The 16064-nt window shown below is 52.5% G+C and carries 13 protein-coding genes; all 13 read left to right on the top strand.

Annotated features, from left to right (window positions below; all coding sequences use genetic code 11):
- The first annotated feature begins 22 nt into the window (after positions 1 to 22).
- Positions 23 to 1219 carry a 1-deoxy-D-xylulose-5-phosphate reductoisomerase gene (ispC, locus tag OOJ59_RS08235; RefSeq protein ID WP_038637403.1) on the top strand — a complete coding sequence of 399 codons (1197 nt, stop codon included), beginning with the start codon at positions 23 to 25 and terminating at the stop codon, positions 1217 to 1219.
- 187 nt (positions 1220 to 1406) lie between these two features.
- Positions 1407 to 2165, top strand: a complete 759-nt coding sequence (gene ispU / locus OOJ59_RS08230; protein WP_032940405.1) for a (2E,6E)-farnesyl-diphosphate-specific ditrans,polycis-undecaprenyl-diphosphate synthase — start codon at positions 1407 to 1409, stop codon at positions 2163 to 2165.
- 12 nt (positions 2166 to 2177) lie between these two features.
- Positions 2178 to 3035: a phosphatidate cytidylyltransferase gene (gene cdsA, locus OOJ59_RS08225; protein ID WP_038637406.1), complete on the top strand. Its 858-nt coding sequence runs from the start codon at positions 2178 to 2180 to the stop codon at positions 3033 to 3035.
- A gap of 11 nt (positions 3036 to 3046) precedes the next feature.
- Complete coding sequence (rseP, locus tag OOJ59_RS08220; RefSeq protein ID WP_038637407.1) at positions 3047 to 4399, top strand: sigma E protease regulator RseP; 1353 nt, start codon at positions 3047 to 3049, stop codon at positions 4397 to 4399.
- Between the two features lie 29 nt (positions 4400 to 4428).
- Entirely contained in the window at positions 4429 to 6843 is a 2415-nt protein-coding gene (gene bamA / locus OOJ59_RS08215; RefSeq protein ID WP_160955646.1) for an outer membrane protein assembly factor BamA, read from the top strand.
- A gap of 122 nt (positions 6844 to 6965) precedes the next feature.
- Positions 6966 to 7451, top strand: a complete 486-nt coding sequence (gene skp, locus OOJ59_RS08210) for a molecular chaperone Skp (RefSeq protein ID WP_016151765.1) — start codon at positions 6966 to 6968, stop codon at positions 7449 to 7451.
- A 3-nt stretch (positions 7452 to 7454) separates the two neighbouring features.
- Positions 7455 to 8480: a UDP-3-O-(3-hydroxymyristoyl)glucosamine N-acyltransferase gene (lpxD, locus tag OOJ59_RS08205; protein WP_038637414.1), complete on the top strand. Its 1026-nt coding sequence runs from the start codon at positions 7455 to 7457 to the stop codon at positions 8478 to 8480.
- Positions 8481 to 8583: 103 nt separating this feature from the next.
- Positions 8584 to 9039, top strand: coding sequence for a 3-hydroxyacyl-ACP dehydratase FabZ (gene fabZ, locus OOJ59_RS08200; protein ID WP_003018528.1), 456 nt, complete (start codon positions 8584 to 8586; stop codon positions 9037 to 9039).
- Positions 9040 to 9042: 3 nt separating this feature from the next.
- Positions 9043 to 9831: an acyl-ACP--UDP-N-acetylglucosamine O-acyltransferase gene (lpxA, locus tag OOJ59_RS08195; protein ID WP_038637417.1), complete on the top strand. Its 789-nt coding sequence runs from the start codon at positions 9043 to 9045 to the stop codon at positions 9829 to 9831.
- A complete protein-coding gene (lpxB, locus tag OOJ59_RS08190; RefSeq protein ID WP_121528603.1) occupies positions 9831 to 10979 on the top strand; it encodes a lipid-A-disaccharide synthase in 1149 nt (382 codons plus the stop codon). Before lpxA ends, lpxB begins: the two co-directional genes overlap by 1 nt.
- The gene (gene rnhB, locus OOJ59_RS08185) at positions 10976 to 11572 is read left to right on the top strand and encodes a ribonuclease HII (protein WP_038637421.1); all 597 of its coding nucleotides are present in this window, start codon (positions 10976 to 10978) and stop codon (positions 11570 to 11572) included. The genes lpxB and rnhB overlap by 4 nt, the downstream gene beginning before the upstream one ends.
- Before the next feature lie 24 nt (positions 11573 to 11596).
- Positions 11597 to 15079: a DNA polymerase III subunit alpha gene (dnaE, locus tag OOJ59_RS08180; protein ID WP_085048274.1), complete on the top strand. Its 3483-nt coding sequence runs from the start codon at positions 11597 to 11599 to the stop codon at positions 15077 to 15079.
- A gap of 12 nt (positions 15080 to 15091) precedes the next feature.
- Positions 15092 to 16051: an acetyl-CoA carboxylase carboxyl transferase subunit alpha gene (gene accA, locus OOJ59_RS08175; protein WP_038637427.1), complete on the top strand. Its 960-nt coding sequence runs from the start codon at positions 15092 to 15094 to the stop codon at positions 16049 to 16051.
- The last annotated feature ends 13 nt before the right edge of the window (positions 16052 to 16064 follow it).

Genomic DNA, 16064 nt, shown 5'->3' with positions numbered 1-16064 from the left:
ACCCTATTTTTCTGGATGTCTCATGAAGCAATTAACCATCCTGGGATCAACCGGTTCCATTGGTTGCAGTACGCTGGATGTAGTTCGCCATAACCCGGAAAAATTTCGTGTTGCTGCGTTGGTTGCGGGAAAGAATGTTGCCCGTATGGTGGAGCAATGCCTGGAATTTTCTCCTCGCTATGCGGTAATGGACGATGAAAAAAGCGCGGCATTGCTAAAATCGGCTCTGCTGGAGCAGGGTAGCCGCACTGAAGTTATGAGCGGACAGCAGGCAGCCTGTGATATGGCCGCGCTGGATGATGTTGATCAGGTCATGGCAGCGATTGTCGGCGCAGCGGGCCTGCTGCCGACGCTTTCGGCAATCCGCGCGGGCAAAAGCATTTTGCTGGCGAATAAAGAGTCTCTGGTCACCTGCGGACGTCTGTTTATGGACGACGTGAAACGCCACAAAGCGCAGCTTTTGCCGGTAGATAGCGAGCATAACGCGATTTTTCAGAGTTTACCGCAACCGATCCAACTCAATCTGGGATACGCTGACCTTGAGCAAAACGGCGTCGTGTCCGTACTGCTTACCGGGTCTGGTGGCCCTTTCCGTGAAACGCCATTGCGCGATCTGGTTGCTATGACCCCCGATCAGGCATGTCGTCATCCGAATTGGTCGATGGGACGAAAAATCTCTGTCGATTCAGCCACCATGATGAATAAAGGTCTGGAATACATTGAAGCGCGTTGGTTATTCAATGCCAGCGCAAGCCAGATGGAAGTGCTGATTCATCCGCAGTCGGTTATTCATTCGATGGTACGTTATCAGGATGGTAGCGTTCTGGCGCAGTTGGGGGAACCTGACATGCGTACACCTATTGCCCATACGATGGCATGGCCGGAACGTGTGACGTCTGGCGTTAAGCCTGTCGACTTTTGCCAACTCAGTGCGTTGACGTTTTCCGCACCTGATTATCAGCGCTATCCGTGCCTGAAACTGGCGATGGACGCGTTTGAGCAAGGGCAGGCGGCAACGACCGCACTGAACGCCGCGAATGAAATTACCGTTGCCGCATTTCTGGCGCAGCAGATTCGATTTACCGATATTGCCGATCTTAATTTATCCGTACTGGATAAGATGGATTTGCAGGAGCCGCAGAGCGTTGATGACGTGCTGAAGGTGGATACCATCGCGCGGGAAGTCGCCAGAAAAGAAGTGATGCGACTCTCAAGCTGATGATAATCCCTCTACGGAAGATCGTGCTATTTGTTAGCGTTGGGCTTCAGTGATATAGTCTGCGCCACTCGATCGCGGGTAGTTGCTTTTTTTCGGTCGGGTAAGCCGTGGTTTGACACGGCTTTTTTGTGGATGGGCTTCAGTATTCCTGAGTACCGTAAATCCTTTCAGGGACTAAAAACGCGTTATGTTGTCTGCAACTAAACCATTAAGCGAAAATTTGCCAGCACATGGTTGCCGCCATGTTGCAATCATCATGGATGGCAATGGCCGCTGGGCGAAAAAGCAAGGGAAGATTCGCGCCTTTGGGCATAAGGCCGGAGCAAAATCCGTCCGCCGGGCTGTCTCTTTTGCTGCCAATAACGGTATTGATGCGTTAACGCTGTATGCCTTTAGCAGTGAGAACTGGAACCGACCTGCGCAGGAAGTGAGCGCGTTAATGGAACTGTTTGTGTGGGCGCTTGATAGCGAAGTGAAAAACCTGCACCGCCATAACGTACGTCTGCGTATTATCGGGGATATCAGTCGATTTAACTCACGTTTGCAAGAACGGATTCGCAAATCAGAAGCGCTTACCGCCCAGAATACCGGGTTGACGCTGAATATTGCAGCGAATTACGGTGGACGGTGGGATATTGTCCAGGGAGTCAGGCAACTGGCACAACAGGTGCAGGAAGGTCTGCTGCGCCCAGAGCAAATCGATGAAGAGATGCTTGGGCAGCAAATTTGTATGCATGAACTGGCCCCTGTGGATTTAGTGATAAGGACTGGGGGAGAACATCGAATTAGTAATTTTTTGTTGTGGCAAATTGCCTATGCCGAACTTTACTTTACGGATGTTCTCTGGCCCGATTTCGATGAACAAGACTTTGAAGGTGCGCTGCATGCCTTTGCTAATCGTGAGCGTCGTTTCGGCGGCACCGAGCCCGGTGATGAAAAAGCCTGATGGGGGTCGCTTTTGCTGAAGTATCGCCTGATTTCTGCTTTTGTTTTAATACCCGTTGTCATCGCGGCGTTGTTTTTGCTGCCGCCGGTGGGGTTCGCCATTGTTACGCTGGTTGTCTGTATGTTGGCCGCCTGGGAATGGGGACAGTTAAGCGGTTTTACCACGCGTACACAGCGAGTCTGGCTGGCGGTTTTGTGCGGGCTATTGCTGGCGCTAATGCTATTTTTACTGCCAGAATACCATCGCAATATTCATCAGCCGCTGGTTGAAGTATCGCTATGGGCGTCGCTGGGTTGGTGGATCGTCGCGCTGTTACTGGTACTGTTTTACCCAGGTTCTGCGTCGGTCTGGCGTAATTCCAAAACATTACGCATAATTTTCGGCGTGCTAACCATTGTTCCTTTCTTTTGGGGAATGCTGGCGCTACGGGCATGGCACTATGATGAAAATCATTATAGTGGCGCGTTATGGCTGCTGTATGTCATGATCCTCGTCTGGGGAGCGGACTCTGGCGCGTATATGTTTGGTAAGCTGTTTGGCAAACACAAACTGGCACCGAAGGTTTCTCCTGGTAAAACCTGGCAGGGTTTTATTGGCGGACTCGCCACTGCGGCCGTAATCTCATGGGGTTATGGCATGTGGGCGAATCTTGAAGTTGCGCCTGTCACCTTGCTCATTTGCTCCATCGTTGCAGCCCTGGCCTCCGTGCTGGGTGACCTGACTGAGAGTATGTTTAAGCGTGAAGCAGGTATTAAGGACAGTGGTCACTTAATTCCAGGACACGGCGGTATTCTGGATCGTATTGATAGCCTGACGGCTGCGGTACCGGTCTTTGCCTGCCTGTTGTTACTGGTATTCAGGACGCTCTAACGGATGGTCTTATGCTGAGTATTCTCTGGAATCTGGCTGCATTCATCGTCGCACTCGGTGTGCTTATCACCGTGCATGAATTTGGTCATTTCTGGGTTGCACGGCGCTGCGGAGTCCGCGTTGAGCGCTTTTCCATTGGCTTTGGAAAAGCGCTTTGGCGTCGTACCGATAAACTGGGTACAGAATACGTCATCGCTCTAATCCCCCTCGGCGGTTACGTCAAAATGCTGGATGAGCGCGCTGAACCGGTGGTACCGGAGCTGCGCCATTACGCTTTCAACAATAAAACGGTTGGGCAGCGCGCGGCTATTATCGCCGCAGGTCCGATCGCAAACTTCCTTTTTGCTATTTTCGCTTATTGGCTGGTGTTTATCATTGGCGTTCCTGGCGTTCGTCCGGTTGTTGGTGAAATAACACCCAACTCGATTGCTGCGCAGGCGCAAATTCAGCCTGGTACGGAACTAAAAGCGGTTGATGGTATCGAAACCCCTGATTGGGATGCCGTGAGACTGCAGTTGGTTTCCAAAATTGGCGATGAGCATACAACGCTCAGCGTGGCGCAGTTTGGCAGTAACCAGCGGCAGGACAAAACGCTGGATTTGCGCCATTGGGCATTTGAGCCAGACAAACAGGATCCCGTCGCCAGTTTAGGGATTCGCCCACGCGGTCCGCAGATTGAATCGGTGCTGTCAGAAGTGCAGGCTAACTCGGCTGCAAGTAAGGCGGGTTTGCAAGCTGGCGACAGGATCGTTAAAGTCAATGGTCAGCCGCTGACGCAATGGATGATGTTCGTGACGCTGGTGCGCGATAATCCGGATAAGCCGTTAGCGCTAGATATTGAAAGACAAGGCAGTTCCTTGTCTTTAACGTTAACCCCGGATTCAAAACAGGTTAACGGGAAGGCAGAAGGTTTTGCGGGCGTGGTGCCTAAAATTATTCCTCTGCCTGATGAGTATAAGACTGTACGCCAGTATGGACCCTTCAGCGCCATCGTCGAAGCCTCGGATAAAACGTGGCAGTTGATGAAGCTGACGGTCAGTATGCTGGGAAAATTGATTACCGGTGATGTAAAACTGAACAACCTCAGTGGGCCGATTTCTATCGCCCAGGGGGCTGGGATGTCAGCGGAGTTCGGGGTGATTTATTACCTGATGTTCCTTGCGCTTATCAGCGTGAACTTAGGGATAATTAACCTGTTTCCGTTGCCCGTTCTTGACGGGGGGCATCTGCTGTTCCTGGCGATTGAAAAGCTGAAGGGCGGTCCGGTATCCGAGCGGGTTCAAGACTTTAGTTATCGCATTGGCTCTATATTGCTGGTGTTGTTAATGGGGCTTGCACTTTTCAATGATTTCTCTCGGTTGTAAGAGAGTGTTAGGAAGAACGCATAATAACGATGGCGATGAAAAAGTTGCTCATAGCGTCGCTGCTGTTTAGCAGCGCCACCGTATACGGTGCTGAAGGGTTCGTAGTGAAGGACATTCATTTCGAAGGCCTACAGCGAGTCGCCGTTGGTGCGGCTCTCCTCAGTATGCCGGTGCGCACAGGCGACACGGTTAATGATGAAGACATCAGTAATACCATTCGTGCTCTGTTCGCCACCGGTAACTTTGAGGATGTCCGCGTCCTGCGCGATGGTGATACCCTTCTGGTTCAGGTAAAAGAACGTCCGACGATTGCCAGCATTACTTTCTCCGGTAACAAATCGGTGAAAGACGACATGCTGAAGCAAAACCTCGAGGCGTCTGGCGTACGTGTTGGCGAGTCTCTGGATCGCACCACGCTTGCCGATATCGAAAAAGGCCTGGAAGATTTCTACTATAGCGTCGGTAAGTACAGCGCCAGTGTGAAAGCGGTGGTAACGCCGTTGCCGCGTAACCGCGTTGACCTCAAACTGGTCTTCCAGGAAGGTGTTTCGGCGAAGATCCAACAGATCAATATCGTCGGCAACCATGCCTTCTCGACTGACGAACTTATCTCTCACTTCCAACTGCGTGATGAAGTGCCGTGGTGGAACGTAGTGGGCGATCGTAAATACCAGAAACAGAAACTCGCGGGCGATCTCGAAACCCTGCGCAGCTACTATCTGGATCGCGGTTATGCTCGCTTTAATATCGATTCTACCCAGGTAAGCCTGACGCCGGATAAAAAAGGTATCTACATCACCGTTAACATCACTGAAGGCGATCAGTACAAGCTTGCTGGGGTAGAGGTGAGCGGTAACCTGGCCGGACACTCCGCCGAAATTGAGAGCCTGACCAAAATCGAGCCAGGCGAACTCTATAACGGCACCAAAGTGACCAAAATGGAAGATGATATCAAGAAGCTTCTGGGGCGCTATGGCTATGCCTATCCGCGCGTACAGTCGCAGCCTGAAATCAACGATGCCGACAAAACCGTTAAATTACGCGTAAATGTGGATGCGGGTAACCGTTTCTATGTGCGTAAGATTCGCTTTGAAGGTAACGACACGTCTAAAGACTCCGTTCTGCGTCGCGAAATGCGTCAGATGGAAGGTGCATGGTTGGGCAGCGATCTGGTCGACCAGGGTAAAGAACGTCTGAACCGTCTGGGTTACTTTGAAACCGTCGATACCGATACTCAGCGTGTTCCGGGCCGTCCGGATCAGGTTGATGTGGTCTATAAGGTGAAAGAGCGTAACACCGGTAGCTTTAACTTCGGCGTCGGTTACGGTACCGAGAGCGGCGTGAGCTTCCAGGCGGGCGTTCAGCAGGATAACTGGTTAGGTACCGGTTATTCCGTCGGGATTAACGGCACTAAAAACGACTACCAGACCTATACTGAGCTATCTGTCACCAACCCGTACTTCACCGTTGACGGTGTGAGCCTTGGCGGTCGCGTCTTCTATAACGACTTTGAAGCGGATGATGCAGACCTGTCCGACTATACCAACAAAAGTTATGGTACTGACGTAACGCTCGGCTTCCCGGTTAACGAATACAATACGCTGCGTGCTGGCCTGGGTTATGTACATAACAAACTGTCCAACATGCAGCCGCAGATCGCGATGGATCGTTATCTTGAGTCGATGGGACAACCTGCTGATACCAGCAGTTTTGCCGCTGATGACTTCACCTTCAACTACGGTTGGACGTACAACAAGTTAGACCGTGGTTATTTCCCGACAGACGGTTCGCGTGTCAACCTGAATGGTAAAGTGACCATTCCGGGTTCTGATAACGAATACTACAAATTGTCGATGGATACCGCGACCTACGTGCCGATTGATGACGATCACAAATGGGTTGTCCTGGGCCGTACCAAGTGGGGTTATGGTGATGGCATCGGTAGCAAAGAGATGCCGTTCTACGAGAACTTCTATGCTGGTGGTTCCAGTACCGTGCGTGGTTTCCAGTCGAATACTATCGGCCCGAAAGCTGTTTATAAAAATGGCGCCCACACGAGCTGGGACGATAATAATGATTACGAAGACTGTACTCAGGAAGCTGGCTGTAAATCTGATGATGCGGTAGGTGGTAACGCCATGGCTGTCGCCAGCCTGGAGTTTATTACCCCGACGCCGTTCATCAGCGACAAGTATGCCAACTCGGTCCGTACCTCGTTCTTCTGGGATATGGGTACCGTTTGGGATACGAACTGGGATCCGTCATCCGCGCCGTCGGATGTACCGGACTATAGCGATCCGAGCAATATCCGTATGTCAGCAGGTATCGCTTTACAATGGATGTCCCCATTGGGGCCGTTGGTTTTCTCCTACGCCCAACCGTTCAAGAAGTACGATGGAGACAAAGCGGAACAGTTCCAGTTTAACATTGGTAAAACCTGGTAATTGTTCTTCGCAAAGGAATGTAGTGGTAGTGTAGCGCTGACTTTAGGCGATCTTGCATGGGATCGCCTGGCCACGCAAAGAACTGTACCTTCGGGTGCAAATGGGATGGTAAGGAGTTAATTGTGAAAAAGTGGTTATTAGCTGCAGGTCTCGGTTTAGCGATGGCAACGTCCGCACAGGCCGCTGACAAAATTGCAATCGTCAACATGGGTAGCCTGTTCCAACAGGTTGCACAGAAGACAGGTGTTTCCGCTACGCTGGAAAACGAGTTCAAAGGCCGTGCCAGCGAACTGCAGCGTATGGAATCCGATCTGCAATCTAAAATGCAGCGTCTGCAATCAATGAAAGCGGGTAGCGATCGTACCAAGCTGGAAAAAGACGTTATGGCTCAGCGTCAGACTTTCTCACAGAAAGCTCAGGCTTTTGAGCAGGATCGTGCGCGTCGTTCCAACGAAGAACGTGGCAAACTGGTTACTCGTATCCAGACAGCTGTGAAATCTGTTGCTAACAGCCAGAGCATCGATCTGGTCGTTGACGCAAACACCGTTGCATACAATAGCAGCGATGTAAAAGACATCACCGCTGACGTACTGAAACAGGTTAAATAAGTAATGCCTTCAATTCGACTGGCTGATTTAGCAGAGCAGTTGGATGCAGAATTACACGGTGATGGCGATATCGTCATCACCGGCGTAGCGTCCATGCAATCTGCGCAAACTGGCAATATCACGTTTATGGTGAATCCTAAGTACCGTGAACACTTAGGCGTATGCCAGGCTTCTGCCGTTGTCATGACGCAGGACGATCTTCCTTTTGCTAAGAGTGCAGCGCTGGTAGTGAAGAATCCCTACCTGACCTATGCTCGTATGGCGCAAATTTTAGATACCACGCCGCAGCCCGCACAAAACGTTGCACCGAGTGCAGCGATCGATGCGACGGCGAAGCTGGGTAAAAATGTCTCTGTGGGCGCAAATGCGGTCATTGAGTCTGGCGTAGAACTGGGCGATAACGTGGTTATTGGCGCAGGCTGCTTCGTCGGGAAAAATACAAAAATCGGCGCAGGTTCTCGCTTGTGGGCGAATGTGACGATTTACCACGACATTCAGATCGGTGAGAATTGCCTGATCCAATCCAGCACTGTCGTCGGTTCGGATGGATTTGGTTACGCGAACGATCGCGGTAACTGGGTGAAGATCCCGCAGCTTGGTCGCGTGATTATCGGCGATCGCGTCGAGATCGGCGCTTGTACTACCATTGACCGTGGTGCCCTGGACGATACTGTGATCGGTAATGGTGTTATCATTGATAATCAGTGCCAGATTGCACATAACGTTGTGATTGGCGACAATACGGCGGTAGCCGGTGGCGTCATTATGGCGGGTAGCCTGAAGATTGGCCGTTACTGCATGATTGGCGGCGCCAGCGTGATCAATGGGCATATGGAAATATGCGACAAAGTCACGGTAACTGGCATGGGTATGGTGATGCGTCCTATCACGGAACCTGGCGTCTACTCCTCAGGCATTCCGCTACAACCCAATAAGGTATGGCGTAAAACAGCTGCACTGGTGATGAATATTGATGATATGAGCAAGCGCCTCAAAGCGATTGAGCGCAAGGTTAATCAACAAGACTAAAGCACCTTTTTTGCATGTCTGACTTTTCGGCCTGTCCCATTCATACGATTGCGACAGGCCGTGTTATTATTGCCTTTTAGTATATTTTGACAGGAAGAGTATTTTGACTACTAACACTCATACTCTGCATATTGAAGAGATTTTAGAACTTCTGCCGCACCGTTTTCCGTTTCTGCTGGTTGACCGCGTGCTGGATTTTGAAGAAGGTCGTTTTCTGCGCGCAGTGAAAAATGTATCCGTTAATGAGCCTTTCTTCCAGGGCCACTTCCCGGGCAAACCTATTTTCCCTGGCGTACTGATTCTGGAAGCGATGGCGCAGGCCACCGGTATCCTCGCATTTAAAAGCGTAGGAAAACTGGAACCAGGCGAACTGTACTATTTCGCGGGTATTGACGAAGCACGCTTTAAGCGTCCTGTCGTGCCGGGCGATCAGATGATCATGGAAGTGACTTTCGAGAAAACGCGCCGTGGCCTGACCCGTTTTAAAGGGGTTGCGCTGGTCGACGGTAAAGTTGTGTGCGAAGCAACGATGATGTGTGCCCGTAGCCGGGAGGCCTGATACGTGATTGATAAATCCGCCTTTATTCACCCTACCGCCATTGTGGAAGAGGGCGCCAGTATTGGCGCTAACGCTCACATTGGCCCATTTTGTATTGTTGGACCCCATGTTGAAATTGGTGAGGGTACCGTACTGAAGTCTCACGTTGTCGTGAATGGCCATACAAAAATTGGTCGCGATAACGAGATCTATCAGTTTGCCTCCATCGGCGAAGTTAACCAGGATCTTAAATATGCTGGCGAACCGACCCGCGTGGAAATTGGCGATCGCAACCGCATCCGCGAAAGCGTCACCATTCATCGTGGCACAGTGCAGGGCGGTGGAGTGACGAAGGTGGGCAGCGATAACTTACTGATGATTAATGCGCATGTCGCGCATGATTGTACGGTAGGCAACCGCTGTATTCTGGCGAATAACGCCACGCTTGCCGGACATGTTTCGCTGGATGATTTTGTTATCATCGGCGGTATGACTGCGGTGCATCAATTCTGCATCATCGGCGCGCATGTGATGGTTGGCGGTTGTTCTGGCGTTGCTCAGGACGTGCCACCGTACGTTATCGCCCAGGGCAACCACGCGACGCCGTTTGGCGTCAATATCGAAGGTCTGAAGCGTCGTGGGTTCACCCGCGAAGCGATTACCGCGATTCGTAATGCCTACAAAGCGTTGTACCGTAGCGGTAAAACGTTGGAAGAAGCGAAACCGGAAATCGCCGAACTGGCGAAACAGCACCCTGAAGTCCAGGCTTTCAGCGACTTCTTTGAGCGCTCAACGCGTGGTCTGATTCGTTAATGACTGAGCAGCGTCCTTTAACGATTGCCCTCGTCGCCGGAGAAACCTCCGGCGATATTCTTGGTGCAGGGCTAATCCGCGCACTCAAAGCTCGTGTTCCCAATGCGCGTTTTGTTGGCGTGGCGGGGCCGCTAATGCAGGCCGAAGGCTGTGAAGCCTGGTACGAAATGGAAGAACTGGCGGTGATGGGCATTGTTGAAGTGCTCGGACGTCTGCGCCGTTTACTGCATATTCGTGCCGATCTCACTCGTCGATTCACCGATCTCAAGCCGGATGTTTTCGTTGGCATTGATGCGCCTGATTTCAATATTACCCTTGAAGGGAACTTGAAAAAGCAGGGCATAAAAACCATTCATTATGTCAGTCCGTCCGTCTGGGCGTGGCGACAGAAACGCGTTTTCAAAATAGGCAGATCCACTAATATGGTGCTGGCTTTTCTGCCTTTCGAAAAAGCGTTTTATGACAAATTTAACGTCCCGTGCCGCTTTATCGGCCACACCATGGCGGATGCCATGCCGTTGGATCCGGATAAACACGCGGCCCGTGATATTTTGGGTATTCCCCACGACGCGCATTGCCTTGCGCTGCTGCCAGGAAGCCGTGGCGCAGAAGTGGAGATGCTCAGCGCCGATTTTCTGAAAACGGCGCAACTGTTACGTCAGCATTATCCGGATCTCGAAGTCGTGGTGCCGTTGGTGAATGCCAAACGCCGGGAGCAGTTTGAGCGTATCAAGGCAGAGGTTGCGCCGGAGCTTTCCGTGCATCTGCTTAATGGCATGGGACGTGAAGCGATGGTGGCCAGCGACGCCGCACTGTTGGCTTCAGGCACCGCCGCGCTGGAATGTATGCTGGCAAAGTGTCCTATGGTGGTCGGCTACCGCATGAAACCCTTTACCTTCTGGCTGGCGAAGCGTCTGGTGAAAACGGATTACGTTTCGCTTCCTAACCTGTTAGCGGGAAGAGAACTGGTTAAAGAGCTGTTGCAGGAAGAGTGTGAGCCGCATGCGCTGGCGCAAGCGCTGTTGCCGTTACTGGCGAATGGCAAAACCAGCCATGCGATGCATGACACTTTCCGTGAACTGCATCAGCAGATCCGTTGCAATGCTGATGAGCAGGCGGCGGATGCAGTCCTGGAGTTAGCGCAATGATTGAATTTGTTTATCCGCATACGCATTTAGTGGCGGGTGTGGATGAAGTCGGGCGCGGTCCTTTGGTCGGCGCGGTTGTTACTGCTGCCGTTATTCTGGATCCGGCGCGTCCGATTATCGGTCTTAACGACTCAAAAAAATTGTCGGAAAAACGTCGCCTGGCGCTGTTTGATGAAATAAAAGAAAAAGCGTTAAGCTGGAGCGTGGGCCGTGCGGAACCGCATGAAATCGACGATCTGAATATTTTGCATGCCACCATGCTGGCGATGCAGCGTGCGGTCGCGGGGCTGCATATTGCGCCGGAATACGTACTGATTGACGGCAATCGTTGTCCGGCATTACCGGTACCGTCGATGGCGGTAGTCAAAGGTGATAGCCGCGTAGCGGAGATTAGCGCAGCGTCAATACTGGCAAAAGTGACCCGCGATGCTGAAATGGCAGCGCTGGATACGGTGTTTCCGCAGTATGGCTTTGCGCAGCACAAAGGCTATCCAACCGCTTTTCATCTGGAAAAATTGGCACTGTATGGCGCGACAGAGCACCATCGCCGCAGTTTTGGCCCCGTCAAACGCGCACTGGGACTCACGTCCTGATTCTTGTGTCGAAGGAATCTGAAGATGTCTGAACCACGTTTCGTCCACCTCCGGGTGCACAGCGACTACTCCATGATCGATGGGCTGGCGAAAACCGGGCCGCTGGTGAAGAAGGCGGCCGCGTTAGGCATGCCTGCGCTGGCGATCACCGATTTTACCAACCTGTGTGGTCTGGTGAAGTTTTACGGAGCGGGTCACGGCGCCGGTATTAAGCCTATTGTAGGCGCAGATTTTCATGTCCGCAGTGAACTATTGGGTGATGAACTCACGCAACTCACCGTACTGGCCGCTAACAATACCGGCTATCAGAACCTGACGTTATTGATATCAAAAGCCTATCAGCGCGGTTATGGCGCAGAAGGGCCGGTTATCGACCGCGACTGGCTGGTCGAGCTAAAAGAAGGTTTGATTTTGCTCTCCGGCGGCCGCATGGGCGACGTCGGACGTAGCTTGTTGCGCGGTAATAGCGCCCTGGTTGACGAATGCGTGGCGTTTTACGAAGCGCATTTTCCCAATAGCTACTTCCTTGAGCTGATCCGTACCGGCAGACAAGATGAAGAAAATTATCTGCATGCCGCGGTAGAACTGGCTGAAAGGCGTGGTTTGCCGGTGGTGGCGACCAACGATGTTCGCTTCCTGGAAACCGGCGATTTCGACGCGCATGAAATCCGTGTGGCGATCCACGACGGGTTCACCCTTGACGACCCTAAACGCCCGCGTAATTACTCCGCGCAGCAGTATATGCGTAGCGAAGACGAGATGTGCGAGCTGTTCTCCGATATCCCGGAGGCGCTGCAAAACACCGTCGAAATTGCCAAACGCTGTAACGTCACGGTGCGTTTGGGTGAGTATTTCTTGCCACAGTTCCCGACCGGCGATATGACCACCGAGGATTTCCTCGTGGCGAAGTCGAAAGAGGGGCTGGAACAGCGACTGGAGTTCCTGTTCCCGGATCCGGAAGAGCGCGCCAGGCGCCGTCCGGAATATGATGAACGTCTGGATGTTGAGCTACAGGTTATCAACCAGATGGGATTCCCGGGCTACTTCCTGATCGTTATGGAATTTATCCAGTGGTCGAAGGATAACGGCGTACCAGTAGGTCCGGGACGTGGTTCCGGCGCAGGCTCGCTGGTGGCCTATGCGCTAAAAATTACCGACCTGGATCCGCTGGAATTTGACCTGCTGTTCGAACGTTTCCTGAACCCGGAACGTGTCTCAATGCCCGACTTCGACGTTGACTTCTGTATGGAGAAACGCGACCAGGTTATTGAACACGTGGCGGATATGTACGGTCGTGATGCGGTTTCGCAGATTATTACTTTCGGTACGATGGCGGCAAAAGCGGTTATCCGAGACGTGGGCCGCGTGCTGGGGCACCCGTACGGCTTCGTGGATCGTATTTCGAAACTGGTGCCGCCCGATCCGGGCATGACGCTGGCGAAAGCCTTCGAAGCTGAACCGCAACTGCCGGAAATCTATGAGGCAGATGAAGAGGTTAAAGCGCTGATCGATATGGCGCGTAAGCTGGAAGGCGTCACGCGTAACGCCGGCAAGCACGCCGGTGGCGTGGTTATCGCTCCGACCAAAATTACCGATTTTGCGCCGCTATACTGCGATGAACAGGGGCTGCACCCGGTTACTCAGTTTGATAAGAACGACGTGGAATACGCCGGCCTGGTGAAGTTCGACTTCCTGGGGCTGCGTACGCTGACCATCATCAACTGGGCGCTGGAGATGATCAACGCCCGCCGTGAAAAGAACGGCGAGCCGCCGCTCGATATCGCGGCCATTCCGCTTGACGATAAGAAAAGCTTCGACATGCTGCAACGCTCGGAAACCACCGCGGTATTCCAGCTTGAATCCCGCGGCATGAAGGATCTGATCAAACGTCTGCAGCCTGACTGCTTCGAAGATATGATCGCACTGGTGGCCCTGTTCCGCCCGGGCCCGCTACAGTCGGGGATGGTAGATAACTTTATCGACCGTAAGCATGGTCGCGAAGAGATTTCCTATCCGGACGTACAATGGCAGCATGAGTGTCTGAAGCCGGTACTGGAGCCAACCTACGGCATTATCCTGTATCAGGAACAGGTTATGCAGATTGCCCAGGAGCTGTCTGGTTACACGCTTGGCGGCGCGGATATGCTGCGTCGTGCGATGGGTAAGAAAAAGCCGGAAGAAATGGCCAAACAGCGCGGCACCTTTGAAGAAGGGGCGAAAAAGCGCGGCGTCGACGGCGAACTGGCGATGAAAATCTTTGACCTGGTGGAGAAATTCGCCGGTTACGGATTTAACAAATCACACTCCGCCGCCTATGCGCTGGTCTCTTACCAGACGCTATGGTTGAAGGCGCATTACCCGGCCGAGTTTATGGCGGCGGTAATGACGGCCGATATGGATAACACCGAGAAAGTGGTCGGGCTGGTGGATGAATGCTGGCGCATGGGGTTAAAAATCCTGCCGCCAGACATTAACTCCGGGCTTTACCATTTCCACGTTAACGATGATGGCGAGATTGTTTATGGCATCGGCGCGATAAAAGGCGTGGGTGAAGGGCCAATTGAAGCTATTATTGAGGCGCGCAACGAAGGCGGTTACTTCCGCGAGCTGTTTGATCTCTGTGCGCGTACGGATATCAAAAAACTCAATCGCCGGGTGCTGGAAAAACTGATTATGTCCGGGGCGTTTGACCGCCTTGGCCCACACCGCGCGGCGTTGATGAATTCGTTGAATGATGCGCTAAAAGCCGCCGATCAGCATGCGAAAGCCGAGGCTATTGGCCAGGCTGATATGTTTGGCGTGCTGGCGGAAGAACCCGAACAAATTGAACAGTCTTATGCCAACTGTACACCGTGGCCTGAGCAGGTAGTATTAGACGGTGAGCGTGAAACGTTAGGGCTTTACCTGACGGGACACCCTATCAACCAGTATTTAAAAGAAATTGAGCGCTATGTTGGAGGCCACAGGCTGAAAGACATGCATCCGACAGAACGTGGTAAAGTCACCACGGCTGCGGGGCTCGTCATTGCCGCGCGGGTAATGGTCACCAAGCGCGGCAATCGTATCGGCATCTGTACACTGGATGACCGTTCCGGGCGTCTGGAAGTTATGTTGTTTACCGATGCCCTGGATAAATACCAGCAATTGCTGGAAAAAGACCGCATACTTATCGTCAGCGGACAGGTCAGCTTTGATGACTTCAGCGGCGGGCTTAAAATGATGGCCCGTGAAGTCATGGATATTGACGAAGCCCGGGAAAAATATGCTCGCGGGCTTGCTATCTCGCTGACGGACAGGCAAATTGATGACCAGCTTTTAAACCGACTCCGTCAGTCTCTGGAACCCCACCGCTCGGGGACAATTCCAGTACATCTCTACTATCAGAGGGCGGATGCACGTGCGCGGTTGCGTTTTGGCGCGACGTGGCGTGTCTCTCCGAGCGATCGTTTGCTAAACGATCTCCGCGGCCTTATTGGTTCGGAGCAGGTGGAACTGGAGTTTGACTAATACAGGAATACTATGAGTCTGAATTTCCTAGATTTTGAACAGCCGATTGCAGAGCTGGAAGCAAAAATCGATTCTCTGACTGCGGTTAGCCGTCAGGATGAGAAACTGGATATTAACATCGATGAAGAAGTGCATCGTCTGCGTGAAAAAAGCGTAGAACTGACGCGTAAAATCTTCGCCGATCTTGGCGCATGGCAGGTAGCCCAACTGGCGCGCCATCCACAGCGTCCGTACACCCTGGATTATGTCCGCCTGGCGTTTGATGAATTTGATGAGCTGGCGGGCGATCGTGCCTATGCGGATGACAAAGCTATCGTCGGCGGTATTGCGCGTCTGGATGGTCGTCCGGTGATGATCATTGGTCATCAGAAAGGCCGTGAGACCAAAGAAAAAATTCGTCGTAATTTCGGCATGCCAGCGCCAGAAGGCTATCGCAAAGCGCTGCGTCTGATGGAAATGGCAGAACGTTTCAACATGCCGATCATTACCTTCATCGACACCCCAGGGGCTTACCCGGGCGTGGGCGCGGAAGAACGTGGTCAGTCTGAAGCGATCGCGCGCAACCTGCGTGAAATGTCGCGTCTGAGCGTACCGGTCATCTGCACCGTTATCGGTGAAGGTGGTTCCGGCGGCGCGCTGGCGATCGGCGTAGGCGATAAAGTGAATATGCTGCAATACAGCACCTATTCCGTTATCTCCCCGGAAGGTTGTGCCTCCATTCTGTGGAAAAGCGCTGATAAAGCGCCGCTGGCCGCTGAAGCGATGGGCATTATCGCGCCGCGTCTGAAAGAGCTGAAGCTTATCGACTCTATCATTCCTGAACCGCTGGGTGGCGCGCACCGTAACCCGGAAGCCATGGCGGCGTCACTGAAAGCGCAACTGCTGGCCGATCTCGCCGATCTTGATGTGTTAGGTAAAGAAGATCTGAAAAACCGTCGCTACCAGCGTCTGATGAGCTACGGCTACGCATAAGCTACATTAATTC

The organism is Citrobacter sp. W9 (genome assembly GCF_026719375.1).
Taxonomy (GTDB): Bacteria; Pseudomonadota; Gammaproteobacteria; order Enterobacterales; family Enterobacteriaceae; genus Citrobacter; species Citrobacter werkmanii.
Note: the sequence above shows the minus strand (reverse complement) of the source record. Positions and strands in the feature narration are given on the sequence as shown.